General features: G+C 68.4%; 20 protein-coding genes. 8 read left to right on the plus strand and 12 right to left on the minus strand.

Annotation, left to right across the window (positions count from 1 at the left end):
* Position 1 precedes the first annotated feature (1 nt).
* Positions 2 to 676 (minus strand): response regulator, encoded by a 675-nt coding sequence (locus K307_RS25410; protein WP_042883632.1) that lies wholly within the window; start codon positions 674 to 676, stop codon positions 2 to 4.
* Between the two features lie 317 nt (positions 677 to 993).
* On the opposite strand from K307_RS25410, the gene K307_RS25415 reads away from it, so the two are divergent.
* Positions 994 to 2,088: an ABC transporter substrate-binding protein gene (locus K307_RS25415; protein WP_155301391.1), complete on the plus strand. Its 1,095-nt coding sequence runs from the start codon at positions 994 to 996 to the stop codon at positions 2,086 to 2,088.
* A 31-nt stretch (positions 2,089 to 2,119) separates the two neighbouring features.
* On the opposite strand, the gene K307_RS25420 is transcribed toward K307_RS25415, so the two are convergent.
* A complete protein-coding gene (locus K307_RS25420; RefSeq protein WP_042883633.1) occupies positions 2,120 to 2,857 on the minus strand; it encodes a TetR family transcriptional regulator in 738 nt (245 codons plus the stop codon).
* Positions 2,858 to 3,484: 627 nt separating this feature from the next.
* Between K307_RS25420 and K307_RS25425 the strand changes: the two genes are divergently transcribed.
* The 3 genes from K307_RS25425 to K307_RS25435 are packed head-to-tail and all read left to right on the plus strand — an operon-like array spanning position 3,485 to position 9,434.
* Positions 3,485 to 4,735, plus strand: coding sequence for an efflux RND transporter periplasmic adaptor subunit (locus K307_RS25425; protein ID WP_042883634.1), 1,251 nt, complete (start codon positions 3,485 to 3,487; stop codon positions 4,733 to 4,735).
* 56 nt (positions 4,736 to 4,791) lie between these two features.
* Positions 4,792 to 7,944 carry an efflux RND transporter permease subunit gene (locus tag K307_RS25430; RefSeq protein WP_042883635.1) on the plus strand — a complete coding sequence of 1,051 codons (3,153 nt, stop codon included), beginning with the start codon at positions 4,792 to 4,794 and terminating at the stop codon, positions 7,942 to 7,944.
* Positions 7,945 to 7,946: 2 nt separating this feature from the next.
* Entirely contained in the window at positions 7,947 to 9,434 is a 1,488-nt protein-coding gene (locus tag K307_RS25435; protein ID WP_042883636.1) for an efflux transporter outer membrane subunit, read from the plus strand.
* 69 nt (positions 9,435 to 9,503) lie between these two features.
* Here K307_RS25435 and K307_RS25440 read toward each other — a convergent pair whose 3' ends face one another.
* From K307_RS25440 to K307_RS25465, 6 genes are all read right to left on the minus strand, one after another.
* The gene (locus K307_RS25440) at positions 9,504 to 10,343 is read right to left on the minus strand and encodes an OmpW/AlkL family protein (RefSeq protein WP_042883638.1); all 840 of its coding nucleotides are present in this window, start codon (positions 10,341 to 10,343) and stop codon (positions 9,504 to 9,506) included.
* Positions 10,344 to 10,414: 71 nt separating this feature from the next.
* Positions 10,415 to 11,680 (minus strand): DUF2957 domain-containing protein, encoded by a 1,266-nt coding sequence (locus tag K307_RS25445; RefSeq protein WP_051975180.1) that lies wholly within the window; start codon positions 11,678 to 11,680, stop codon positions 10,415 to 10,417.
* 41 nt (positions 11,681 to 11,721) lie between these two features.
* On the minus strand, positions 11,722 to 13,077 hold the full coding sequence (locus tag K307_RS25450; protein WP_042883639.1) for a DUF2957 domain-containing protein: 1,356 nt from the start codon (positions 13,075 to 13,077) through the stop codon (positions 11,722 to 11,724).
* 397 nt (positions 13,078 to 13,474) lie between these two features.
* Positions 13,475 to 14,428 carry a TetR/AcrR family transcriptional regulator gene (locus K307_RS25455; RefSeq protein WP_042883640.1) on the minus strand — a complete coding sequence of 318 codons (954 nt, stop codon included), beginning with the start codon at positions 14,426 to 14,428 and terminating at the stop codon, positions 13,475 to 13,477.
* A 316-nt stretch (positions 14,429 to 14,744) separates the two neighbouring features.
* Entirely contained in the window at positions 14,745 to 16,340 is a 1,596-nt protein-coding gene (locus K307_RS25460) for a GMC family oxidoreductase (RefSeq protein ID WP_042883641.1), read from the minus strand.
* Positions 16,341 to 16,348: 8 nt separating this feature from the next.
* Positions 16,349 to 16,969, minus strand: a complete 621-nt coding sequence (locus K307_RS25465; RefSeq protein ID WP_042883642.1) for a hypothetical protein — start codon at positions 16,967 to 16,969, stop codon at positions 16,349 to 16,351.
* A gap of 99 nt (positions 16,970 to 17,068) precedes the next feature.
* Here K307_RS25465 and K307_RS25470 point away from each other — a divergent pair, with 99 nt between their 5' ends.
* From K307_RS25470 to K307_RS25485, 4 genes are all read left to right on the plus strand, one after another.
* Positions 17,069 to 18,133: an AraC family transcriptional regulator gene (locus K307_RS25470; protein ID WP_196251620.1), complete on the plus strand. Its 1,065-nt coding sequence runs from the start codon at positions 17,069 to 17,071 to the stop codon at positions 18,131 to 18,133.
* Between the two features lie 87 nt (positions 18,134 to 18,220).
* Positions 18,221 to 19,174, plus strand: coding sequence for a LysR family transcriptional regulator (locus tag K307_RS25475; RefSeq protein ID WP_042883643.1), 954 nt, complete (start codon positions 18,221 to 18,223; stop codon positions 19,172 to 19,174).
* Positions 19,175 to 19,288: 114 nt separating this feature from the next.
* Positions 19,289 to 20,260, plus strand: coding sequence for a Bug family tripartite tricarboxylate transporter substrate binding protein (locus tag K307_RS25480; protein WP_042883644.1), 972 nt, complete (start codon positions 19,289 to 19,291; stop codon positions 20,258 to 20,260).
* 112 nt (positions 20,261 to 20,372) lie between these two features.
* Positions 20,373 to 21,347 (plus strand): M14 family metallopeptidase, encoded by a 975-nt coding sequence (locus K307_RS25485; RefSeq protein ID WP_042883645.1) that lies wholly within the window; start codon positions 20,373 to 20,375, stop codon positions 21,345 to 21,347.
* Between the two features lie 18 nt (positions 21,348 to 21,365).
* Here the strand turns inward: K307_RS25485 and K307_RS25490 are convergent, their stop codons facing one another.
* From K307_RS25490 to K307_RS25505, 4 genes are all read right to left on the minus strand, one after another.
* The gene (locus tag K307_RS25490) at positions 21,366 to 21,908 is read right to left on the minus strand and encodes an Sbal_3080 family lipoprotein (protein WP_042883646.1); all 543 of its coding nucleotides are present in this window, start codon (positions 21,906 to 21,908) and stop codon (positions 21,366 to 21,368) included.
* Positions 21,909 to 22,041: 133 nt separating this feature from the next.
* Complete coding sequence (locus K307_RS25495; protein ID WP_022537101.1) at positions 22,042 to 22,242, minus strand: hypothetical protein; 201 nt, start codon at positions 22,240 to 22,242, stop codon at positions 22,042 to 22,044.
* Positions 22,243 to 22,272: 30 nt separating this feature from the next.
* A complete protein-coding gene (locus K307_RS25500) occupies positions 22,273 to 22,851 on the minus strand; it encodes an OB-fold putative lipoprotein (protein ID WP_042883647.1) in 579 nt (192 codons plus the stop codon).
* A gap of 42 nt (positions 22,852 to 22,893) precedes the next feature.
* Complete coding sequence (locus tag K307_RS25505) at positions 22,894 to 24,138, minus strand: glycosyltransferase (RefSeq protein ID WP_042883648.1); 1,245 nt, start codon at positions 24,136 to 24,138, stop codon at positions 22,894 to 22,896.
* Positions 24,139 to 24,189: the final 51 nt, after the last annotated feature.

Raw genomic sequence — 24,189 nt, forward strand, 5'->3', positions numbered from 1 at the left:
GCTAGCGGCCGGCCTCGGGCTCCAGCAGGTAGCCGAAGCCGCGCAGCGTGACGATGGTGACGCCGTGCCCGGCCAGCTTCTTGCGCAGGCGGTAGACCAGCACCTCGATGGCGTCGGGTGAGACGTCGGCGTCCAGCGAGAACACCTTGTCGAGCAGCTGCGCCTTGGTCAGCGGCTGGCCGCTGCGTGCCAGCAGCGCGCCCAGCAGCGTCGATTCGCGCGGCGTCAGCGCCAGCGGCGCGCCGTCCAGCGTAAAGCTGCGGGTCTCGCCGTCGAATACCAGCGTGCCGCACTGCAGGCGCGGATGCGCGCGCCCGCGGCTGCGCCGGATCAGCGCGAGCAGCCGGGCTTCCAGTTCGGCGATGGCGAAGGGCTTGGGCAGGTAGTCGTCGGCGCCCAGGTTCAGGCCGCGCACGCGTTCGTCCAGCGTGTCCTGCGCGGTCAGGATCAGCACCGGGGTACGGTCGTCGCGCCCGCGCATGGCCTTGAGCACGGCCAGCCCGTCCTTGCCGGGCAGGCGCAGGTCCAGCACCACCGCGTCGTATTCCTCGGCCTGCAAGCGCGCCTCGGCCTGCAGGCCGTCGGCGACATGCTCGATCACGAAGCCGCCCTGCTCCAGCGCGCGGGCGACCCAGCGTGCCAGTTCGACTTCGTCCTCCACCAGCAGGATGCGCATTGCCGGTCCTCCTCCGCCGGTTGGGTTCATTGTGTCGGTTGCGGCGGCAGGTACACGAGGTGCCACACAGGGTTCAGCACCGATGGAGCCCGCCCGCCGCGGGCGCCTATAATACCCCCGCCCGCCGGTCCTGGCGCGCGATGCGAGCGCGCCCACTCCTTTCCACAGGCAGTTTTCCCGTTCCGACCACCGTGCCCACGCGACCGCCCCTGCCGTCAGCCCCTGTGCCGTCCGCGGCCGATGGTGCCGCCGACGGCGCGCCCGCCTCGGACCTGCGCCGCCGGCTGCTTGGCGCCTCGCTGCTGGCCGGGGCTGCGCTGCCCGTCGCCGCACCCCTCCATGCCCAGTCTATGCTGCCCGCGCCGCCGCCGGGCTACCCCTCCGGGTATGACGTCACCATCGCCCGCGCGCTGCGCGAAGGCGAGGTCGTGGTCTACGCCTCGACCGACCTGAAGGTCGCCCAGCCGCTGATCTCCGCGTTCGAGGCGCGCTACCCGGGCATCCGCGTGCGCTACGAGGATCTCAATACCCTCGAGCTGAACCAGCGCTTCCTGGCCGAGACCGCGGCGCTCGGCGGCGGCCGGCCCGCGCCCGGCGCGTTCTACGCCGACGTGCTGTGGAGCACGGCGATGGACCTGCAGATCAAGCTGGTCAACGACGGCCACGCGCAGCGCTACGCCTCGCCCGAGCGCGCCGGCCTGCCCGGCTGGGCGGTATGGCGCGACGAGGCCTGGGGCACCACCTTCGAGCCCGCGGTGATCGTCTACAACCGCCACCACTTCGCCGGCATGCGCACGCCGCGCAGCCGCAGCGGACTGGCGCGGCTGCTGCAGGAAAATGCGCCACGCTGGCGCGCGAAGGTGGTGACGTACGACGTGGAGCGTTCGGGCGTGGGCTACCTGCTGGCGCAGCAGGATGCGCGCATGGGCAGCGAGTTCTGGTACCTGGCGCAGGCGCTGGGCCGCGCCGGCGTGCAGCTGTCGGCGTCCACCGCCGACATGATCGAGCGCATCGCCAGCGGCGAGCTGGTGATGGGCTACAACCTGCTGGGGTCGTACGCGCTGTCGCTGATGGAGCGCGGCGCGGCCATCGACGTGATCGCGCCGCGCGACTACACGCTGGTGATGTCGCGCGTGGCCTTTATCAACCGGCGCGCGCCGCGGCCCAATGCGGCGCGGCTGTGGCTGGACTACCTGCTGTCGCGCGACGGGCAGGCGCTGCTGGCCAGGTCGACCTCGCAGCTCTATACCATCCGCACCGATACCGACAGCGTGCACACCGCGGCGGCGCTGTCGGAGCGGCTGGGCTATGCGCTCAAGCCGATCAGCGTCGGCCCCGGCCTGCTGGCGGCGCAGGACGCGCTGCGCAAGCGCGCGTTCCTCGCGCGCTGGCGCGAGGCCATGCGGGGGTAGCTGCGCCGGCCATCATCCGGCGCACGCGCCTTCAGGGCACGAGGTCGCTGGTATCCAGCCCGGCTGCCTTCTGGCAGGCCTCCTCGCACAGCGTCGACAGCTCTTCGTCGAGCTTCGCCATCGGGCGTGGCACGTAGCCATGCCGCAGCGCGGGGGAATACTTCAGGGTATCGATAAAGGCGTCCGCCATGCGCTCGGCATTGGCGTCGAGGTCGAAGTCCTCGGGCGAGAACAGCCAGTGCGCCAGCACGCCGCCGATGCAGGCATGGAAGGCGTTGACCGCCAGGTCCAGGTCGAGCTCGGCGGGCAACTGGCCACGCTCCAGGGCCAGGCGCAGGTGCTCGCGGATCTTGACCAGGCCTTCCTTGTGGGACTGGCGCTGGCGCTCGAAGATGGCACCGTTGTCCTGCACCATCTCGCACTTGTGGAAGATGATCTCGAAGATCCGGCGCCAGCGCGGGTTGACCACGGTCTGGCGCATGACATAGGCGCAGATATCGCGGATGCCGCCCAGCGGGTCTTCCTGGCGCGCCAGCCGTTCGGGATCGCACAGCGCCTCCACGGGCAAGTTGACGCGATCGCACATGGCGGCAAACACGTCGCTCTTGTTCTTGAAGTGCCAGTAGATCGCGCCGCGGGTGACACCCGCCGCCTCGGCGATGTCGGCCAGCGACGGGCGTGCCACGCCCCGGGCGTGGAACACGGTTTCGGCCGCGTCGAGAATCCGTTGGCGCGTCTCCAGCGCCTCTTCCTTGGTGCGTCTGACCATCTTTCTCTCTGATGCCGGCGTCATGGCCCCGATGGGTAGTTCATGGCCGGCTTGTTGGGGATCTCCCTGGCGCCGTTGCCGCATGCGGCAGGCGCTCTGGCCGGTGCCTGGCACCGGCGGGTCGTTGTCGTCACATCGCAATGCCTTCGCGTCCGTGCGGCCGACAGGACGGCGCGCATCCTAACCCGACTCGGCCGTCCGCGCCGCAATCCCGGCCAGGTCCCTTGCATTTGGAGACGAATCCGATGGATAAAACCGGATCCGCGCCGCTTGCCGTGCAGTGGCCGGGGACGCCGGTGTGCGTCCAAAAAGCCTTGCGAAAGGAACGACTTAACATACATGCTTGAATGTATATATAATACGCGCTCGCCCGGCTTTCGGCCAGCCGCCCATCCTGTGACATAGCCAGCACAGCTGGCGCCTGCTGTGGGGCCAGCCGGTCGTATATCCAGTCGTCATATAAAAGCCACCTTTCATCGCAAAGGACATCGCGACGTCGCGAATTGTGGCTAGCATCACACTTTTGTCCGCCGCAAACCGTGCGGCGGGCTGTGTCGTTTCCGTTTGCCACAAGATGGCAGGTCGGAACGATGCGGCAGATCTCAAATTGCCATCATGGGGTTATCGATGAGGAAGTCCCAACGTATCAGTTGCGTTGCCGCCTATGCAGTAGCTGCGCTGTCGGCGCTGGCGCTTGTCGCCTGCGGCGAGAAGAAGGCCGCAGGCGGCCCCCCGACGCCGCCGGAAGTGGGCGTGGTCACTGTGACGCCGTCGCCCGTCGCCGTCGTCAATGAACTGCCGGGCCGCCTGGAAGGCGTGCGCACGGCCGAAGTCCGTGCCCGTGTGGAAGGCATCGTGCTGTCGCGCAACTACACCGAAGGCGGCGAAGTGAAGGCCGGCCAGGTGATGTTCCGCATCGACCCGGCGCCCTACCAAGCCACGCTGGCTTCGGCCCAGGCCGCGCTGCAGCGCGCCGAGGCCAACGCCGTGTCGGCGCGCCTGAAGGCCGACCGCTACAAGCCACTGGTGGCCGTCAACGCGGTCAGCAAGCAGGAGTACGACGACGCCGTGGCCTCCGCCGGCCAGGCCAACGCCGATGTGGCTTCGGCCAAGGCGGCGGTGCGCACCGCCCAGATCAACCTGGGCTACACCACCGTGACCGCGCCCATCAGCGGCCGTGCCGGCCGCGCGCTGGTGACCGAGGGCGCGCTGGTGGGCAAGGGCGAGGCGACCAAGCTGGCGCTGGTGGAACAGGTCGACCCGATGTGGGTCACCTTCACCCAGCCGGCCTCGGAAGTCACGCGCCTGCGCCGCGCCATCGAATCCGGCACGGTCAAGGGCGTCAACGGCGGTGCCAACGTGCACCTGTTCGTCGAAGACGGCCGCGAGTACGAGCACACCGGCAAGCTGCTGTTCTCGGACATGACGGTGGATCCGACCACCGGCGCGATCACGCTGCGGGCGCAGTTCCCCAACCCCAGGCGCGAACTGCTGTCGGGCACCTTCGTGCGCGTGAAGATCGAGCAGGGCATGGATGAGAACGCACTGACCGTGCCGCAGCGGGCGCTGATCCGCGGTGCCCAGGGCGCCAGCGTGCTGGTGGTGGGCGCGGACGGCAACGTCGCGGCGGTGCCGGTCAAGGCGCCGCAGGCCATCGGCGACCGCTGGGTCGTGACCGAAGGCCTGAAGGGCGGCGAGAAGGTGATCGTCGAGGGCCTGCAGAAGGTCAAGGTAGGCGCGCCGGCCAAGGCGGTGCCGTTCGTCCAGGCGGGTGCCTCGGCACCGGCCGCTACCCCGGCCGCGGCGTCGGCAGCCCCGGCTTCAGCCCCCAAGGCCGAGGCCATGCAGGCGCCGAAGGCTGACGCCAGGCAAGGCTGATAGCGGCCGTATCACCACTACGGCAAATACGGCTAGACAAAGAGGGAGCCAGTCTTATGGCCAAGTTTTTCATCGACCGGCCGGTGTTCGCGTGGGTGCTCGCGCTGATCATCGTGCTGGGCGGGCTGTTGTCGATCTTGCAGTTGCCGATCGCGCAGTACCCGAACATCGCCCCGCCGACGATCTCGGTCACCGCCACCTATCCGGGTGCGTCGGCCAAGACGCTGGAGGATTCCGTCACCTCGGTGATCGAGCAAGAGCTGAATGGCGCGCCCAACCTGCTCTACTACAACTCGACCAGCGAATCGACCGGCCTAGCGACGATCACCATCGCCTTCGCGCCGGGCTCGAACGTCGACCTGAACTCGGTCGAAGTGCAGAACCGCCTCAAGCGCGTGGAAGCGCGCCTGCCGGCGGAAGTGCGCCAGCAGGGCGTGCGCGTGGACAAGGCTGGGAACAACTACATGATGTTCCTGACCGTGTCGTCCAAGTCCGGCGCGGCTGACGCGATCCAGCTCGGCAACTATGTCTCGGCGCAGGTGATCGACTCGATCCGCCGCGTGCCGGGCGTGGGCCAGGCCGACCTGTTCGGCACCGAGTACGCCATGCGGATCTGGCTGGACCCGGCCAAGCTGACCGGCTACAACCTGACCCCGCTGGACGTCACCGCCGCGGTGAGCGAGCAGAACATCCAGGTCGCCGTGGGCGAACTGGGCGGCACACCCTCCCCCAAGGGCACCGAACTGAACGCCACCGTCACCACGCAGAGCCGCCTGTCGACGCCCGAGCAGTTCGCCAACATCCTGCTGCGCACCAACCCTGACGGTTCGTCGGTACGCATCAAGGACGTGGGCCATGTGGAACTGGGCGGTGCCGACTACTCGACGCTGGCCCGCACCAACGGCAAGCCGTCGGCGGCCATCGCCATCAAGCTGGCCCCGACCGGCAACGCGCTGGCCACCGCCACCGCGGTGCGCGCCAAGATGGAAGAGCTGTCGAAGAGCTTCCCGGCGGACTACCAGTACTCGGTGCCTTACGACACCTCGGCCTTCGTCAAGATCTCGATCGAGGAAGTGATCAAGACGCTGTTGGAAGCCGTGGTGCTGGTGTTCCTGGTGATGTACCTGTTCCTGCAGAACTTCCGCGCCACGCTGATCCCGACGCTGGTGGTGCCGATCGCGCTGCTGGGTACGTTCGGCTCGCTGCTGGCCTTCGGCTTCTCGATCAACGTGCTGACCATGTTCGGCATGGTGCTCGCCATCGGTATCCTGGTGGACGATGCCATCGTGGTGGTCGAGAACGTCGAGCGGATCATGAGCGAGGAAGGACTCTCGCCACGTGAAGCCACACGCAAGGCCATGGGCCAGATCACCGGCGCCATCGTCGGCATCACGCTGGTGCTGACCGCGGTGTTCATCCCGATGGCATTCTTCTCGGGCTCGGTGGGCAACATCTACCGCCAGTTCTCGCTGTCGCTGATCGCCTCGATGGCGTTCTCGGCGCTGCTGGCGCTGACGCTGACCCCGGCGCTGTGCGCGACGCTGCTCAAGCCCGTCGAAGCCGGCCATCACCATGAGAAGAAGGGTTTTTTCGGCTGGTTCAACCGCACCTTCGCGCGCGCTTCGACCAGCTACCAGGGCGTGGTGGCGCGCATCCTCAAGCGCACCGGCCGCTACCTGATCATCTACGCGCTGATCATCCTCGGCGTGGTGGTGTTGTTCAAGCGCCTGCCGTCGTCGTTCCTGCCCGATGAAGACCAGGGCTACATGATCACTGTGGTGCAGCTGCCCAACGGCGCGACCCAGGACCGTACCATCGGCGTGCTCAAGCAGATCGAGGACTATTACCTGCAGAAGGAAAGCAAGGTGGTGGACCAGATGATCACGGTGGCGGGCTTCTCGTTCTTCGGCCGCGGCCAGAACGGCGGTATCGCGTTCGTGCGCCTGAAGGACTGGAAGGAGCGCACCGGCGACGGCGAGACCGCGCAGGCGCTGGTCGGCCGTGCCTTCGGCGCGCTGTCGTTCATCAAGGACGCGATCATCTTCCCGCTCAACCCGCCGGCGATTTCCGAGCTGGGCAACTCCTCGGGCTTTGACTTCCGCCTGCAGGACCGCACCGGCCAGGGTCACGCCAAGCTGATGGAAGCGCGCAACATGATGCTCGGCATGGCCGCGCAGAGCCCGGTGCTGATGGGCGTGCGCCCGGAAGGCCAGGAAGACGCACCGCAGCTGCAGATCGACATCGACCGCGAAAAGGCGCGTGCGCTGGGCGTCTCGGTGGCGGAGATCAACTCGACGCTGTCGATCGCGTTCGGCTCGAACTACGTCAACGACTTCATCCATGAAGGCCGGGTGCGCAAGGTGATCGTGCAGGCCGACGGCAGCGACCGCCGCCTGCCTGACGACCTGACCAAGCTGCGCGTGCGCAACAGCAACGGCGACATGGTGGCGTTTGCCGCGTTCGCGACCTCAAAGTGGATCATGGGCTCGCCGCGCCTGGAGCGCTACAACGGCATGCCGGCGGTGAAGATCGCGGGCCAGGCCGCGCCGGGTCGCAGTACCGGTGAAGCCATGCGCGTGATGGAAGAGAACTTCGCCAAGCTGCCGCCGGGGTTCGGCTTCGAGTGGTCGGGCCAGTCGTATGAAGAACGCCTGGCCGGCTCGCAGGAACCGATCCTGTACACGCTGTCGCTGATCATCGTGTTCCTGTGCCTGGCCGCGCTGTATGAAAGCTGGTCGATCCCGTTCTCGGTGCTGCTGGTGGTGCCGCTGGGTGTGCTCGGTGCGCTGCTCGGCGTGACGCTGCGCGGCATGCCCAACGATGTGTACTTCAAGGTGGGCCTGATCGCCACGATCGGCTTGTCGGCGAAGAACGCCATCCTGATCGTGGAATTCGCCAAGGACCTGCAGGCGCAAGGCAAGGGCCTGATCGAAGCCACGCTCGAGGCGGTGCACCTGCGTTTCCGCCCGATCCTGATGACGTCGATGGCGTTCATCCTGGGCGTGCTGCCGCTGGCGATCGCCACCGGCGCGGGTTCGGGCAGCCAGCGCGCCATCGGTACCGGCGTGATGGGCGGGATGATCACGGCCACGCTGCTGGCGATCTTCCTGGTGCCGGTCTTCTTCGTCGTGGTGCGCAAGCGCTTCAAGGGCAGCGAGCGCCAGCGCATGCTGGACAAGAAGTGGCATGAGCCGCAAGAGGAAATCTGACAATGACCAAGACTCTGACCACGCTGCTGCTGGTGGCCGGCGTTCTGACTGGCTGCACGCTGGCGCCCCACTATGACCGCCCCGCCCCGCCGGTGGCAGGCAGCTACCCGGTGGCGCCCGAGGGCTACGCCACCGCCGAGGTGAAGAGCGGCGAAACCCGCCGCGCCGTCGATATCGGCTGGCGCGAGTTCTTCCGCGACCCGCGCCTGCAGGTGCTGATCGCCAACTCGCTGGAAAACAACCGCGACCTGCGCACCGCCGCGCTGCGCATCGAGGAAGCGCGCGCGCTGTACCAGGTGCAGCGTTCCGACCTGCTGCCCACGGTGAACGTGAACGGCAGCTACACCCGGGCCCGTACCACCGCCGCCCAGGCGGCATCGGTGCTCGGCCAGCCCGGGGTGAGCGAGGTCTACCAGGTCGGCCTGGGCATCTCGTCCTACGAGCTCGATTTCTTCGGGCGCGTGCGCAGCCTGTCCAATGCCGCGCTGGCGCAGTACTTCGCCACCGAGGAAGCGCATCGCTCGGCGTATATCTCGCTGGTGTCGGAAGTGGCCAAGGCCTACCTGGCCGAGCGCTCTTTTGCCGAGCAGTACGACCTGGCACGCGACACGCTGAAGGCGCGTGAAAGCACCTACGGGCTGGCCAAGCAGCGTTTCGACGCGGGCGCCACCTCGGCGCTGGACCTGCGCGACAACGAATCGCTGGTGGCGCAGGCCCGCGTGTCGGCAGCCCAGCTCGCACGCCAGCGCGCGCAGGCGCAGAACGCGCTCGAAGTGCTGGTGGGCAAGCCCATCGGCACCATCGAGAACCTGCCTGAGCCGGTGCGCCTGTCGGATGAGCGCATCATCAGCGATATTCCGGAGGGGCTGCCGTCCGAGCTGCTCGAGCAGCGTCCCGATATCCGCCAGGCCGAGCAGCTGCTGCTGTCGGCCAACGCCAATATCGGCGCGGCGCGCGCAGCGTTCTTCCCGCGCATCACGCTGACCGCCAGCGCGGGCACCATCAGCCCGACGTTCTCGGGCCTGTTCGATGCCGGCACGCGCGCATGGTCATTCGCGCCGCAACTGGTGCTGCCGATCTTCGACTATGGCCGCAACCTGTCGAACCTGGACCTGGCCAACGTGCGCAAGAACATCCAGATTGCCAACTACGAGAAGACCATCCAGACGGCCTTCGCGGAAGTGGCGGATGCGCTGGTGGCGCGCGGCACGCTGGAAGACCAGGTCACCGGCCAGGAAGAAGTGCGCAATGCGGAAGCCGCGCGCTACGAGCTGGCGCGCCTGCGCTTCCGCAGCGGCATCGCCAGTTACCTGGACGAGCTCGATGCGCAGCGCCAGTTGTTCACCGCGGAGCAGGCGCTGATCCAGGCGCGGCAGCTGCGGCTGAACAATTCGATCGACCTGTATCGCGCGCTGGGTGGCGGGTTGAAGGAGAACAGTCCGGTGGCGCAGCAAGGTACGCCTGCGCAACAAGGGACGGTGACGCAGTAAGCGATTGCTGATGCTGCAAAGGAAAACGACGCGCTCCGGCGCGTCGTTTTTTTTGCCGGTTCGGCGCGCTCAGAACTTGTAGGAAGCCGCCAAAAAGAACACCAGCGGATTCGGCTCCAGCTTCGTCTTCGACGTCGACAACACCGTCCCGTTGGCCGCCTTGATCGTCATCGTCGACGTAGTCTTCAGCGGAATGTAGGTCACCGCCGCCGTCACCCCCCAGTGCTCGTCAAAGTTGTACGTCCCGCCGATATTGAACACCGGCGCCCACGACGACGACGCATCCGCCTCCACCGATGTCGGCCCGGGAATCCCCGCCCCCGCGGCCAGGATCGCACCAAGGTTGTTGTTCACCGAATTCGCGAACGCCGGATTGACTTCGATGTTGGTAAAGAAGTTATACGACACCCCCAGCCCCAAGAACGGCCGGAAGCGCGTACCCGGATCGAGGAAGTGGTACTGCACCATCGCCGCCGGGCTCCACTGGCGCGCCTTGGTGATGATCGGATTCAACGCCGGGTCCCCGAGGCTCTGCCGCCCGAGCGCGCCGGCCGGGCCCGGCGGGATCAGTTCGCCGTGGCCGTAGAGCTTGAACTCGGGCGGAACGCCGCCCACTGCGGTCACGGCGATATGGTCGGTGACGAAGTGGCTGAAGGTCAGCCCCAGCGTATTGGCATTGGACGACGAAAGGCTGCTGCCCGGCGCGGTGAAAGTGGACGGCAGGCCCAGCGGGTAGTTGATCGGCGCGTCGAGCAGCGTGGTGGTCAGCGGATCGCTCTGGCCGTGCGTGCGGATATGGAACCAGCCGGCCGACACGACGTTGTCGCCCTTCTTCTGGGCATGCGCAGGCGTGGCGAATGCGGCCAGCGCGGCCAGCATCAGCGTGAGGGTGAGGCGTATGGTCTTCATCTTGTGTCCCGGTCGAATCGTGATGGATCGGCATGAAGTGGCCCGGGCTGCAATGGCCCGGGCCCGTGGGCTTACTGCACGAAGGCGCCGATGGTGAAGTACGGCCCGCTGTCGCGCGCTTCCAGGAAGCCGAACACACCGCCGGTGAACATCAGCTTGCCGGTCGGCCCCGTGCCCGCCGGCGCGTCGCGGCGCGTGGTGCGGACCACGCCCGGCACCACCTGCGAGAAGTCCAGCTTGTAGGGGATCGCGAGCGACGCATCCGAGGGCCGGAACGGATCCATCATGGTGGCGGCCGCCGCGACCAACGCCGTCACGCGGTAGTTGAAGTTGCTGTCGACGCCGACGTACTCGCCGTTGACCGTGCCTTCGGTCACCGCGACCGCCGGGGCCATCATGCCAATGCCGATCTCGTCGTCGGCACCGAGCGGGCCGTTGGCGAGCGAGTCATTGGCGTAGCCCACGCGGATCATGATCGGCACCAGCTGGCCACGCAGCTTGCCCACGATCAGGTAGGCCTTGCCGAGCGTGGAGCCCAGCGTGGGCGGCTGGCTCTCGGCCTTGTAGTTGGTCGACAGCAGCGTGCCATTGGCCTGCGGCACGAAGTTGTTGCCCTTGCGTTCGCACGTGCCGCTGGCGGTGTCACATACCGTAAAGGAACCATCGGCGGCCAGCGACACGCGGTAATCCTGCGCCACCGTCTGGAACTGCTTCGATGGCACTTCATGGAAACCCGAGCCGTTGTACTGCCCGGCGATTTTCGACAGGTCGTTCTCGGTCTGCGCGAAGCCGATGAACTGGAAATACGGGAAGGTGGTATCCGGCACCGCGCCGGCGCCAAGCACACCGTTGAACTGGATGCGCGCGCCGGGAATGGTGCCGCCGGCCACGCCCTCGCCGACAAAGAGCTTGGCCGGGCGGCTCGGATCGAGGCTCGCGCCGACCAGCTCGAACGCACACTGGTTCAGCTTCTGAGTCGGCAACCCGGTCTCCGTCTTCAGCGTGCCGCGCATCACGTTCAGGCCGTTGGTCGGATCGCTGCGCGTGGGCTGCACGGTGCCGGTCTGGCGCGGCACCGAGGAGTCGAGGAAGGTGACCTGCCAGGTCTTCTGCGTGGTATCGATCTGCACCTTGACCAGTTCGCCGGAGCCGGTGCCGCCGGTGAAGGTGGTCGAATAGTCGAGCGATGCGGGGCAGAGCCGCGTCTCCGCGGATGAAGGCGTGGACGGCGCGTCGTCGCCACCACCTCCGCCACCGCAGGCGGCGAGCATGGCGGCGGCAGTCACGGCCAGGGCGCGTGCCGGCAACCGGGTCTGGATCAGTCGATGGGCTTGCATGGCGTTGTCTCCTCGGTTTTCGCTGTTGTCGGATGCGGTGCTCAGGGCGCTGCCAGCACGCCGACGCGGAGGGTCGGGCTGGCGTCACCGGTACCGGACAGGTGGCCGAACACGCGTCCGCTGGCGATCAGTGCGCCAGTGATGCCGCTGTTGTCGGTGGTGGCCACCATGCCGGGCGCGTTCTGGGTGAAGTCGAGCTGGAAGCCGCCGGTCTGGTTCATCGTCATCGGGTCGAGCAGATCGACGTGCGCGCCCTTGATCAGCGAGGCGGTATAGGCAAAGTCGCTGCCCGAACCGATATAGCCGCCGTCGATCTGCCCGCTGGCCAGCCGCGTGGCCGGTGCCAGCACGGCCAGCCCCGATTCGTCGTCGACATTGACGGTGAGCGGCAACAGCGAGATCTGCGCGTAGCCGGTGCGTACCAGCAGCGGGATCAGCGCGCCGTTGAGTTTGCCGACCACCATCAGCCCCTTGGCGCGGCTGGCGTTGTTGCCGGTGATGGCAGCGCTCTGGAACGACGGGTAGCGACGGCTGCCGTCGGCGTTGCTGCTCTCAAACGCGCCGTCGGCGCTACGCAGCATCCATTTGTTGCCGGTGCTGACGCAGCTGCCGGACGCTGCCGTGCAGCTGCCGTCGGCATTGAGCGTCTCGGTGGTCTGCGCGGTGGCGGGCGTGAAGTGGCTCGATGAAGTCAGCGAGCCGCCGGATGGTACCTGGTGGTAGCCCAGCACGTTGTAGCTGCCGGCGACCTTGGTGAAGTCCGTCTCGGTCTGTGCAAACGCGAGCACCGGGTAGAACGGGAACGTGGTGGCCGGAATGGCACCCAGCCCGAGCACGCCCGGATAGGAGATGGTCGCCCCCGGAATGCCACCGCCGGCGACGCCGTTGCCGAGGAAGATCACCGGCGGTCGCGTGCCGTCGATATTGGCCTGCGAGGTGCCGTCGGAGGCCGTGGCGGTCTGCAGCGAAATCGCGCAGCGGTTCTGCTCGGCCGTCGGCAGCGAGGTCAGGTAGGCGAAGGTGCCGGTGAAGGTCACGCCTGCGCGCGTGGGGCTGACGCTGCCAGGCTGCTTCGGCACCGGCGACTCCACGATCTCCAGCTCGTAGGTGCGGGCCGCGGTATCGAAGCGCAGCTTCACCAGCTCGCCCGCGCCCGAGCCACCGGTAAAGGTCGTGCCGTAGTCCAGCGCCGCAGGGCACAGCGATCCCGGCGGCCCGCCGAGGGTGACGGGGCCCTGCGCGGGACACGTATTCGTGCTGGCGCATTGCGGCGGGGCCTGCGTCGCCGTGCGTGGGGCATCATCGCTACTACCACCGCCGCCGCACGCGGCCAGTGTCATGGCAAGACTCGCCCCGGTGAAAGCCAACGTGCTGCGTCGAATCCTCGACATGGTCATTGCCTGTCTCCTCGTTTTATCCTGACCCCTGCTGCCGGACCTCTTGGCGGATCCCTTTGCGGGAGCGGCGACTCTCGCCGCTGGCGTGTTTTTGCGTCAATAGAGCGGCCGTTCCAAACAGACGGCGGCTTGCGCGCAGGCCGCACGTGGCCTGCGATTGCCGTTGTCACAAGGACCTGCACTGCAGGCGGTGCGTCCCGCGCTTCAAACGCACGGCGCGCGCCGCAAGGACGAACGGGGCCACCGCAGCGCCCGGCGGAGACGCAAAAGGGCGCACGGAGCCCGCGGGGCATGCGCGATGCCTCGCCAGGTAGATCGACGGTTCAGGTTTGCGGCGCCGGCCGCAACGTGAGCGCGGTGGCGCCGGCCCGGTGGTCACCGGGCACGGCGCGCGCCGCTATGTCCTGGTGCGCATTCGCATCCAGTCATCCAGCGGGTTGCTGGGGAAGCTCACGGTATGCTCGCGCGCGCGGACCGTAACGCTGGTCACGGCGGCGCGGCTGGTGCCCTCATTGCGCACGGTGCGTGCGCTCACGCGGGTCTTGCCGATGGTGGCGGCGGTGACGGCGGCCGTATGGCTGGCCTGTTCTTGCACCGTTGCCTCCAGCGCGGCGTCGTGTTCGTGCTCGGCTTGCGCGCGCGCCTGCTGCTGCTCGACGAGGTCGAACACCGCCTGCAGCGCCGACAACTCGTCTGCGCCCGGGCGCGCCACCGTCATGGCCGCTTCGACCATGGCGGTGAGCTGCGCCAGCACGTGCGCATCGCTCATCGGCTTGCCCTGCGTGAAGGCCGGCAGCAGATTGGTGAGTTCGTCGCCGGCCAGCACGCCCGCCAGCGCCTTCAGCGCGAACTGCAGGCGCCAGCCGAGCTCGCGCCGCGGTAGCGCCGGGATCGCGCGCGCGAAGGCGTGGAAGAAGCGGTCGTACACCGGGGCGTAGTGCTCCAGCAGGTATTGCTGGATAAAGGGCGAGGTATCCGAATACACGCGCCCGAGCAGCCGCAGGAACGACGGACCGCTGACCGCGGGTTCGCGCGCCATCTGCAGCGCGGGCACGAACAGCGCGCCCATCACGTGCTCGCAGCGGATGCTGCTGCCGGGCCAGCGTGCTTCGCACGCATCGAGCAGCGCCAGGCGCCGCGCGTTGAGTGGATCCAGCCGCCGGCTCAACACGGCGTGCATCATGATGTCTTTGCTGCGGAAGTGGTAATTCACGGCCGCCAGGTTGACGATGGCGCGCGAAGTTACCTGCCGCAGCGAGGTGGCCTCATAGCCGACCTCGATAAACAATTTTTCCGTGGCGTCGAGAATCCGGGCCTTGGTGTCTCCTGCCGTGCTTTTGCCGGTCTTCATGGGGGCGTCTCTCTTCTTTGCTGCCGTGAACCCCTTAGCAATCTGCTGCGCTGCTTCGCTCCCAGCTCTGACGGCATACGGATGCTTGAAACAGCCGTACGAAGCCTATCCACCGCTTCGAGCGTTTCACAAGCGCTGAATTGGAATGGCCGCTCTAATCCCGGGCCTGGTGTTGGCAATCGCACCACAATGACTGCGGCCCGATGCATCGCACACGCGTGCCAGCTGCCTGCAGCGGGAAACATGGCGGGTACCCCTGCGCGCCCCGCCCTGTCCTTGGTGCGACGGCCTGCGCCGTGTAAGGCTGTCGGGTACATCACGACGTGATGCGTCGCGCCAGCGTGTCGGCATTCTGCGCCGTCAGCGCGAACACTGACAACTGGGGATTGGCCCCCACACTGGTCGGGAACACCGAGCCGTCGAACACCGACAAGTTGGCCAGCTGGTGGTGCTGGCCATGGCTGTCCACCACGCCGCGGCGCGGGTCGTCGCTCATGCCGCAGCCGCCCATCAGGTGCGCGGTGAACAGCGCGGTGCGGAACGGCTTGAGCGGCAGCCGGGCGATGGCGTCGCGCGCCTCGGGCCAGCTGCGGTAGTCGGTAGCGTCCAGGTGCGCGGGCCGCACGCCCACCGCGCCGGCGGCGAACTGCGCCTCGGCCATGCTCAGCCACGCGCGCCGCACGCCGTCCCAGGCGTAGTCGCTCATCGCATAGTCGAGCAGTGGGCTGCCGTCGTCCGCCAGGCGCACGCGCCCGCCCTCGCTTTCCGGCACGAAGCCGTCGCGCAGCAGCGCCAGCATCGCGTTGGTATTGGGCAGTTGCGCCATGTCCCGCCGCAACGCATCGCCCACGCCGTTCAGTACGCCGGCGCTGATGCCGGGGAACATCGGCGGCACCTCGAGCTTGTAGCCCATCGGGCCGGTGGCGCCGTCCTTCCACTGGAAGTGGTCGGAGGCGACCGATTGCGGCGCGCCATAATAGGGATCAATGCGATCTGGCATTATCGCGATGCTGATATTCACCGGATGGATAAATGTGCGCACGCCCAGCCGCCCGTGGGGGTCAGGCACGCGCGAGCGCAGCATCAAGGCCGGGGTGTTGATGGCACCGCCGGCGGCAACCACGTGCCGCGCACGTACGACCACGCCCACGCCGGTCGGCGTATGGCCATCGGCGCCGAGCGCCTCGCCGGTGATCGACTGGATGCGCTGGCCGTCATGGTCGAGTGTGCGCACGCGCACGCGGTGCACCAGCGTCGCGCCGCTGGCCAGCGCCGCGGGGATGGTCGACACCAGCATCGACTGCTTGGCGTTGACCGGGCAGCCGAAGCCGCAATAGCCCGAGTTCCAGCAACCTTTCACGTTGCGCGGGATCACGTGCCACTCCCAGCCGAGCGTCTCGCAGCCCCGCCGCAGTACGTCGTTGTTGGGATTGGGCGCCATTGCCCACGGCGCGATGCCAAGGCGTGCTTCCACTTTCTCGAACCACGGCGCCATCTCCGCCTCGGTGTGGCCGGTCACGGCGTGGTGCGCGGCCCAGTGCGCCAGCGTCTGCGGCGGCGTGCGGAAGCTCGACGACCAGTTGACCGTGGTGCTGCCGCCCACCGAGCGCCCCTGCAGGATCGCAATCGCGCCGTCGGCCGTGGTGCGCGCGGCGGCCTCCTGGTACAGCTCGCGATAGGCGCGGTTCTCGTCCATGTCGCGGAAGCTGTCCGAGGTGCGCAGCGCGCCTTCCTCCAGCAGCACCACGCGCAGGCCGGCGCGGCTGAGCGCCTCGGCGCTGATGCCCCCGCCCGCGCCGCTGCCGACGATGACGACGTCCGCATCCAGCGTGCGCGTCGTGGTGAAGGTGGACGCGTCCAGCACCTTCCAGCCGGCGGCGATGCCGGCGTCGTAGAGATTGTCGATGGCCATGTTCGGTATCAGGCGTGCAGCGCCTTGTAGACGGCCGCGTTCGGGCCGGGGTAGCCGGTGCCCGCCCAGGCGGCGGGCAGCACGTAGTAGCCCACGCTGGTGAGCTTGACCAGCACCACCGCGCCGGCATTGAGCGTGGCCAGCCGGCTGGCGCGCCAGCGCGCCAGGAAGGCCTGTACCTGCTGCGGCGTGGCGGCATTCCAGTCCTGGCGGATGCCGGTCAGCGCCCAGCGCAGCAGCGTGCTGGCGAGCAGGCCGAACAGCTTGCGCAGCTCGGCCTGTGCGCCCTCGCCCATGGCGGCGCAGGTGGTGTCGATATTGCGCAGCGCGTCCTGCACCAGGGCCGCGCGCCGCGGCGGCGGCGCTTCGGCCAGCTCGGTGACGATGGCCGGCAGCAGCGCGCGGAACAGCGCCACGTCGTCGGGGCGCAGCCAGGCCATGCCGGCCTGTGGCGCGGGATTGCCGGCCGAGCAGCCGGCCAGCGACGGCACCAGCGCGGTACAGGCCAGCGCGGCAGTAAAGCCGAAGCCGACCTTCAGGAAGCCGCGGCGCGACAGCGCGTGCAGCGTCTCGGCATCGGCGCTGCGGTGCGGCGCATGCGATGGCGCATGCGAGGGATCAGGGGGCATGTTGTCTCCTCGCGTCGATCTGTTGATTTGAGGCGGGGCAGGCCCGCATTGACGCTACCCGGAGTTTGGATAAAGATCGGGGCCCGGTCTTGATCCCGCATGACAGGTGATTTGTTGCCACGCGCCAACCAGCCCGACGGCGGTGCCAGCGGCACGGTATCGCTCGCCTACCTCCGCGCCGTGCTCGACCACGGCGAGCGGCAGGGCATATCCGCCGCCGACCAGCTGCGCGCCGTCGGCGTGCCGCCCGATATCCTCCAGGCCAGCGGCGCCCAGACGACCACGCGCATCCCCGGCGCCGCCTACCTGGCGCTGCTCGACTGGCTCGAACAAGCCACCTCGGACCCGGACGTCGGCCTGCGCGCCGGTGCCGCCTTCGTGCCGCGCCACTATGCCGAGATGGGCTACGTGGTGCTGACCACGTCCACCGTGCGCGATGCCATCCTGCAAGGCATCCGCTATGAAGTGCTGGCCAACGATATCGGCCGCACCCGGCTGATTGAAACGCCAAGCACCGCCTGCATGACCTGGGAAGCGCAGCATGGGCCGCTGTCGCGGCATGCGCATGAACTGCACATGGCCACCTGGGCCGTGTTCTCGCGCTGGCTGATCGGCGAGCGCTACTTCGCGACGCAAGTGGAGTTTCCCCATGCGGCCCCTGCCGATACCAGCCTGCATGCCGAGGTGTTCGGCTGCCCGGTGGCGTTCGGCACCGGGCGCCATGCGATGCATATCGCGCCCGCGCTGCTCGACCTGCCTTCGCTGCAGGCCGATGCGGGCATGCAGGCGCAGATGACGCGGATCGCCGAATCGCAATTGCAGCTGTGCGTGCCCGCCGGGGCCGATGCACTGGCGCAGGCGCGCGCCATGATCAGTGCGCGCCTGCAGGACGGCGAATTGCCGATCGCGGACGTCGCCGCGCAGCTGGGCATGCCTGTGCGCACGCTCCAGCGGCGGCTGCAGGCGCGGGGGATCAGTTATTCCACGCTTGTGGATAACGTGCGGCGGACGCTGGCCGAGCAGTACCTGGCCGATCCCGCGCTCAGCCTGGCGCAGTGCGCGATGCGGCTGGGGTATTCGGAGCAGAGCGCCTTTACGCATGCATTCAAACGGTGGACGGGCGAGACACCGCACGGGTGGAGATGCCGGGTGACCGGGGACTAGATCCCTGCCGCGCCTGTGAACGCAAAGGGACGGCCGGTTTTGCCGATAATGAAGGCATCGCCGCTCAATCCTCACCTCTCCGCTTCCATGCACATCCGCTGGCTCGAAGACTTCGTCTGCCTCGCCCAGGCCGGCAGCCTGGCGCGCGCCGCCGAACTGCGCAACGTGACGCCGCCAGCGTTCGGCAGGCGCATGCAGGCGCTGGAGGTCTGGGCGGGCGCGCCACTGATCGACCGGAGCGTTTTCCCCGTCCGGCTGACCGCCGAGGGACGCCAGTTCCTGGAAGCGGCGCAGAGCGCCTTGCGCACGCTGGACGAAACGCGCCTGGCGCTGCGCGCCGCGCACCGGGCCGATGCCAGCACCCTGACCATCGCCACCGGCAAGACGCTGGCGCGCTCGATGGTGCCGGCCTGGCTGGCGGGCCTGCGCGAGGCGCTGCGGCATGACCCCGATGCGGCCGGCTTCCGCACGCGGCTGTCCGCCTTCCCCATGCATGACGCGCTGGCCATGTTCGCCGAGGGCGATGCCGACTTCCTGCTGTGCTACAGCCCGCCGGACCTGCCGGTGATGCTTGACGATGCCCGCTACCAGTTCCACCTGGCCGGCGTGGAGCGGCTCGTGTGCGTCAGTGCCGCCGACGCGCGCGGCGCACCCCTGCACCGGCTCGGGACCGGCAAGACCGCTGCGAGGTCAGCCGCAAAGCCGGTGCCGATGATCGCCTACGCCGAGACCCTGACGCTCGGCCGCATGGTCAACCAGGAGATCGCGCGCCGCAAGCTGGCGCCGCGGCTCGACGTGATCGCGGTCAGCGACTTTGCCGAGTCGGTGCACGAGATGGTGCGCCAGCGCATGGGGCTGGCCTGGCTGCCGGCGCGGCTGATCGCTGACGACCTGCACACCGGGCGGCTGGTGCGCGCCATCGGCGGCACTGGCGCCGAGGGTGATGACCTGGCGCTCGATATCCGCCTGTACCGCCCGCGCGCGCCGATGCGCCCGCTGGCCGAGGCCTTCTGGCGTGCCGCGGTGCAGGCGCCGCGCTGAGCCGCCACCATTGCCGAAACGGCAACCCCCCTTGCCAAAGCCGCACGCCGGTCCGGTCCGGCGCTCTCTAACATCAGGCCACAACCTCCAAACCTGGACCCCCAAGCCAAGACCATGAAGACCATCCTGCGCGCGGCTGCTGCCGCACTCTGCGTCGCCACCTTCACCGGCGGCGCCGTTGCCGCCACCTGGCCCGCCAAGCCGATCACGCTGGTGGTCGGCTACACCGCCGGCGGCAGCGTCGATCTCGTCGCCCGCACCATCGCGCCGGAGCTGGGCAAGCGCCTTGGCCAGAGCGTGGTGATCGAGAACCTGGGCGGCGCCGGCGGCACCATCGGCGCATCCAAGGTGGTCAAGGCAGAGGCCGACGGCTACACCCTGCTGATGGGTTCCGGCAGTGAGGTCTCGATCGCGCGCCTGACCAACCCGGCCGTGCGCTATGACGGCGAGAAGGACCTGGCGCCGGTGACCTTCGTCGGCACGCAGCCGATGGTGCTGGTCGGCAAGCCCGGCCTGCCGGCCAAGAACGCCGCCGAGCTGATCGCGCTGGCCAAGGCGCAGCCGGGCAAGCTCTCGTATGCGTCGTCGGGTGTGGGCACGCCGCTGAACCTGGCCGGCGAGCTGATCAAGCAGCAGGGCAAGGTCAATATCACCCACGTGCCGTACAAGGGCGCGTCTGCCATGGCGACGGACCTGTTGGGCGGACAGATCGACCTGGCGGTGATGGTGCTGTCGTCGGCGCTGCCGCATATCCAGGCGGGCCGCGTGCAGGCCTACGGGGTGACCGCTGCCAAGCGCTCCGCGGTGGCGCCGAACGTGCCGGCGCTGGCCGAGACGCCGGCTCTGAAGGGCGTGGACATGGGCGTGTGGTTCGGGCTGATGGGGCCGGCCAACCTGCCCAAGCCGGTGGTGGATCGCCTGAATACGGAGATGCAGGCCGTGCTGGCGTTGCCGGATGTGAAGAAGAAGCTGGCTGAGGCTGGCGTGGAAGTGACGCCGGGCAATCCGGCGCAGTTTGGCAGCTTTATCAAGCGCGAGACAGGGCGCTATCGCACGATTGTGCAGACTGCTGGCATTCACGAGTAAGTGCGGTAGTGGGCAGGCGCTGGCAGTACCCATACCCCTTCACCAGAGCTGATCGACACAACACGACCCGGCGTGCACCGACCCGCCAGGCATCCTGAGAGCACCGATCCCCATGACACAGCAACCCGCCCCTCTCGACGCCTACCCCGTCGACGTCGAATTCCCCGACATCCGCCCCTACGCCGCCGGCAACACCGGCGTGCCCTACCTCTACACCTTCGACAGCGGCCAGCCCGGCCCGCACGTGATGGTCAACGCCCTGACCCACGGCAACGAAGTCTGCGGCGCCATCGCCGTCAAGGCGCTGCTCGACCACGGCCTGCGCCCGCGCCGCGGCCGGCTGACGCTGGCCTTTGCCAACGTCGACGCATACCACCGCTTCGATCCCGCAAAGCCTGACGCGTCGCGCTTCGTCGACCAGGACTTCAACCGTGTCTGGACCGCCGCGACGCTCGAAGACACCAGCCGCGATTCGTCCGAGCTGCGCCGCGCGCGCGCCATGCGGCCCGTGATCGACACCGTGGACTTGCTGCTCGACCTGCATTCGATGCATGAGAAGAGCCGGCCGCTGATCGTCTCCGGCCCGCTCGACAAGGGCATCGCGCTCTCCCGCGCGCTGGGCGCGCCGGCCGACGTGATCGTCGACGAAGGCCACCCCGAAGGCCGCCGCATGCGCGACTACGACGGCTTCGGCGACCCCGCCAGCCGGCGCAATGCGCTGCTGATCGAATGCGGCCAGCATTGGGAGCCGGCGGCGGTGACGGTGGCGCAGGACAGCACCGCGCGCTTCCTGCTGCATGCCGGCGTGGTTGATACAAGCGATTTGCCCGCCGGCTGGCTGCAGCCGCTGCCCGCTACGCAGCGGGTGGTACGCGTGACCGAGCCGGTGGTGGCCACCAGCATGGATTTCCGCTTTGCCGGCCCTTATACCGGCCTGGAGACCTTTGCCGAGGCCGGCACCGTGATCGCCTGGCGCGATGGCGAGCCGGTGGTGACGCCCTATCCCGATTGCGTGCTGGTCATGCCGTCGCTGCGGCAGTTGCGCCCCGGCGTGACCGTGGTGCGCCTGGGCCGGCTGGAGCGCTGATCGGGCCGTGCTGCCCGCTCAGGTGTTCGGCCCCGCGTACGTCACGGCTGGCGCCGAAGGCGGCGGCAGCATGCCCGGGAACAACTGCTCGACCAGCTCCTCCAGCTTGGACGCCGGCTGCACCAGGTTGCTCAGGTTCAGCCCGCCCGCGCTGCGGTTGGCGTTGTAGATCGCCTTGCCGACGCGCTCGCCATTGTGGAACACGGTGATGTCCACGCTGTTCAGGTATGAGGCCCAGTACCAGGCGCTGCGCGCGCTGTACAGCGCCACCATCGGGCACGCGGCCACGGACGCATCCGGCCGCACCAGCTTCACCTCGAAATTGCGCTGCTCCAGTGAGGCGCGGAACGCCTCGACATAGTCATTGCCGGCGACTGGGTTCACCACTACGCATAGCAGCGTGCCGTTGGCGCCATAGTTGCCGCGCGGATCGCCGCCGGCCGGCTGGAACGCGGCGAAGGCGTCGGAGACGTCGGGACGGTCGACCGGAGTCACCGCCTGGTAGGTCGAGCAGCCGGCGATCAGCAGGCCGAGGCTGGCGGCCAGCAGAGCTTTGTTCATGGGTTTCCTGGATGGCATGGGTCGGCGCGGCGCGCAATGCGGGCAGCCTGCCTTCACACTGTAGGCGCCGGCACGCCCATCCAATCGGCCGAACAGAACGGCAAAACCCGTGTTTTCGGCCCGGCGTAGCGCCTTAGCCGCCTGCCCCGCCCTGCGCCAGCCGGCCCACCAGGATCAGGCAGAGCCCGGCCAGGCAGATGCCGATGATCGCCACCTGCAGCCGAGTGACGGGTTTGCCGCCGAGCAGCGTCTGGCTGAGCCAGGCGGGAGAAACCACGCCCACGATGGTGGCAACCGCGATCAGGATGGCGAGGACGGACAGCACGGATTGCATAGCGAAACTCCGGAATGGTCGATGCGACGATCAGTTCGCGCCGCCGCGCAGCAGGCAGTCGCGCAGCAGTGGCGTGCCGTCCGCCAGCCCCGCGCCGTTGCATTCCAGCGCCACTTTCTGGCCGCGCCGCACCATCGTAGCCCGGGCTTCCACGCCGCACACCCGACCGGCCGGGCCACAGATCTGGCGTTCCAGCAGCAGTGCGCGCACATTCACCCCGGGATCGTTGGTGCGGATATCAACAAAGACCTGGTCGCCCTCGCGGCGAATGCCGCTGGCGACGCCTTCGACGATCAGGTACAGCCCGACGTAGCGCGCGTCCGCGGCCTTGGGGTTGTCGCGATAGTCGTCCAGCATCGTGCTGGCTTGGTACTGCGGGAGGCGGTCGGCAGGCCGCTCGGGATCGATGCTGATCGGGTCGAGCGTGCCGTCGCGCGGCACGCCGCGCACGTCGCTGGCCGCTGCCGGGACTGCGGCGCTGGCTTCGGCCTGCGCTTCGGGCTGGGCGCCGCCGACATCGTCGCGCCGGTCATTGCCGGCAAACCACAACATGCCAAGGACAGCTACGGCAACGATGGCAACGAGGATTTGCTGGGTACGGTTCAACATCTGGAGGTCCTGCCTGGGTGAAATGCGAAGGTCGGAAGCGGATTATGCCCCGCGCCGGCCGCAGAAACGTTCGATTGCCGCCACGGCATTGTCCACGCCGCGTTCGGCGGCGATCGCGCGGCCCAGCATGGCGGCCTTCTCGCGCGTGGCGGGCTGCTCGGTAAAGCCGATCATCGACGCCAGCCGCGCCGCATCGATCTTGTGCCCCTCGACATAGGGCGGCGCCACGTCCTGCGCCGCCAGACGGCCCGCCCAGAAGAACTGGTCGCCCGCAAACGGCAGCACGATCGACGGCACGCCCGCCGCCGCCACCGCATGCGTGGTGCCCGCGCCGCCATGGTGAATCGCCGCCGACACGCGCGGCAGCAGCCAGTCATGCGGCGTGGCGCCGATCACGTGGAAGCTGGCCGGCAGCGCGGACACGTCGATGCCGCTCCAGCCCGGATAGAACAACGCGCGCCGGCCATCGACCGCCTTTACCAGCGCCGTCACCACCCTCAGCCGGTCAAAACCCGCCATGCTGCCGAAGCCGATATACAGTGGCGGCTCGCCCGCGGCGAGGAAATCCCGCAGTGGCGCACCAGGCTGCCAGTCGCGCTGCGGCGGCATGGTCCACGCGCCGCTCACCAGCCAGTCGGCATGCCAGTCGCGCGGGCGCGGCACCAGGTGCGGCGAGATCGCGTACAGCGTGGGGAAATCGCGCCACATCGCCTTGCGCGGCGGCACGCCGAACAGCTTGCCGCGCGCGGCGTTGGTGGCGGTACGGAACATGCGCCACAGCACGTGGTTGATGACGTGATGGCTGGCGCGGTTGGCCCACCCCGGCATCCTGAACGGTGGCAACAGCGCGGACGGGAAGGCCCGCGTCGGCGAGATCGGGAACATGCCCGCGGCGATCACAGGCTTGCCGAGCTGCTCGCCCACCGTGAGCGCCACGTAGCCCGTCAGGCCCGAGAACACGATGGCGTCGGCATCGCCTGCGGCCTCGGCCAGTTGCGCCATCCACGCCTCGGTGTTGTCCTCGGCAATACGCGCAAAGGCACGCGTGGCCTCGGCCACGTTGCCGCCTTCGGTCATCAGCTTGTGCAACGCGCCGCCCGGCGCCAGCGTTTGCTGGATATCGCCCGCCATCGGCGCGAACGCCAGACCGTGTTCCACGGCCAATGGGGCAGCCGAGCGTTCGCCCAGCATCAGCACGTCATGGCCGGCATTGCGCAGGCCCAGGCCCAGCGCAACGATCGGGCGGCAGTCGCCCTGGGTACCGAAGGTGATGAGGATCAGGCGCATCGAGAGGGGGCGCCGCAAGCGGCCGGCGCCTGGCATGAGGAGGTGGCCTGC

Source organism: Cupriavidus necator A5-1, assembly GCF_000744095.1.
In the GTDB taxonomy this organism is placed as follows: domain Bacteria; phylum Pseudomonadota; class Gammaproteobacteria; order Burkholderiales; family Burkholderiaceae; genus Cupriavidus; species Cupriavidus necator_A.

Coding starts and splice junctions, on each gene's coding strand:
- K307_RS25410 (WP_042883632.1), bottom strand. CDS start 676: ATGCGCATCCTGCTGGTGGAGGACGAAGTCGAACTGGCACGCTGGGTC.
- K307_RS25420 (WP_042883633.1), bottom strand. CDS start 2,857: ATGGTCAGACGCACCAAGGAAGAGGCGCTGGAGACGCGCCAACGGATT.
- K307_RS25425 (WP_042883634.1), top strand. CDS start 3,485: ATGAGGAAGTCCCAACGTATCAGTTGCGTTGCCGCCTATGCAGTAGCT.
- K307_RS25430 (WP_042883635.1), top strand. CDS start 4,792: ATGGCCAAGTTTTTCATCGACCGGCCGGTGTTCGCGTGGGTGCTCGCG.
- K307_RS25435 (WP_042883636.1), top strand. CDS start 7,947: ATGACCAAGACTCTGACCACGCTGCTGCTGGTGGCCGGCGTTCTGACT.
- K307_RS25440 (WP_042883638.1), bottom strand. CDS start 10,343: ATGAAGACCATACGCCTCACCCTCACGCTGATGCTGGCCGCGCTGGCC.
- K307_RS25445 (WP_051975180.1), bottom strand. CDS start 11,680: ATGCAAGCCCATCGACTGATCCAGACCCGGTTGCCGGCACGCGCCCTG.
- K307_RS25450 (WP_042883639.1), bottom strand. CDS start 13,077: ATGACCATGTCGAGGATTCGACGCAGCACGTTGGCTTTCACCGGGGCG.
- K307_RS25455 (WP_042883640.1), bottom strand. CDS start 14,428: ATGAAGACCGGCAAAAGCACGGCAGGAGACACCAAGGCCCGGATTCTC.
- K307_RS25460 (WP_042883641.1), bottom strand. CDS start 16,340: ATGGCCATCGACAATCTCTACGACGCCGGCATCGCCGCCGGCTGGAAG.
- K307_RS25465 (WP_042883642.1), bottom strand. CDS start 16,969: ATGCCCCCTGATCCCTCGCATGCGCCATCGCATGCGCCGCACCGCAGC.
- K307_RS25470 (WP_196251620.1), top strand. CDS start 17,069: ATGACAGGTGATTTGTTGCCACGCGCCAACCAGCCCGACGGCGGTGCC.
- K307_RS25475 (WP_042883643.1), top strand. CDS start 18,221: ATGCACATCCGCTGGCTCGAAGACTTCGTCTGCCTCGCCCAGGCCGGC.
- K307_RS25480 (WP_042883644.1), top strand. CDS start 19,289: ATGAAGACCATCCTGCGCGCGGCTGCTGCCGCACTCTGCGTCGCCACC.
- K307_RS25485 (WP_042883645.1), top strand. CDS start 20,373: ATGACACAGCAACCCGCCCCTCTCGACGCCTACCCCGTCGACGTCGAA.
- K307_RS25490 (WP_042883646.1), bottom strand. CDS start 21,908: ATGAACAAAGCTCTGCTGGCCGCCAGCCTCGGCCTGCTGATCGCCGGC.
- K307_RS25495 (WP_022537101.1), bottom strand. CDS start 22,242: ATGCAATCCGTGCTGTCCGTCCTCGCCATCCTGATCGCGGTTGCCACC.
- K307_RS25500 (WP_042883647.1), bottom strand. CDS start 22,851: ATGTTGAACCGTACCCAGCAAATCCTCGTTGCCATCGTTGCCGTAGCT.
- K307_RS25505 (WP_042883648.1), bottom strand. CDS start 24,138: ATGCGCCTGATCCTCATCACCTTCGGTACCCAGGGCGACTGCCGCCCG.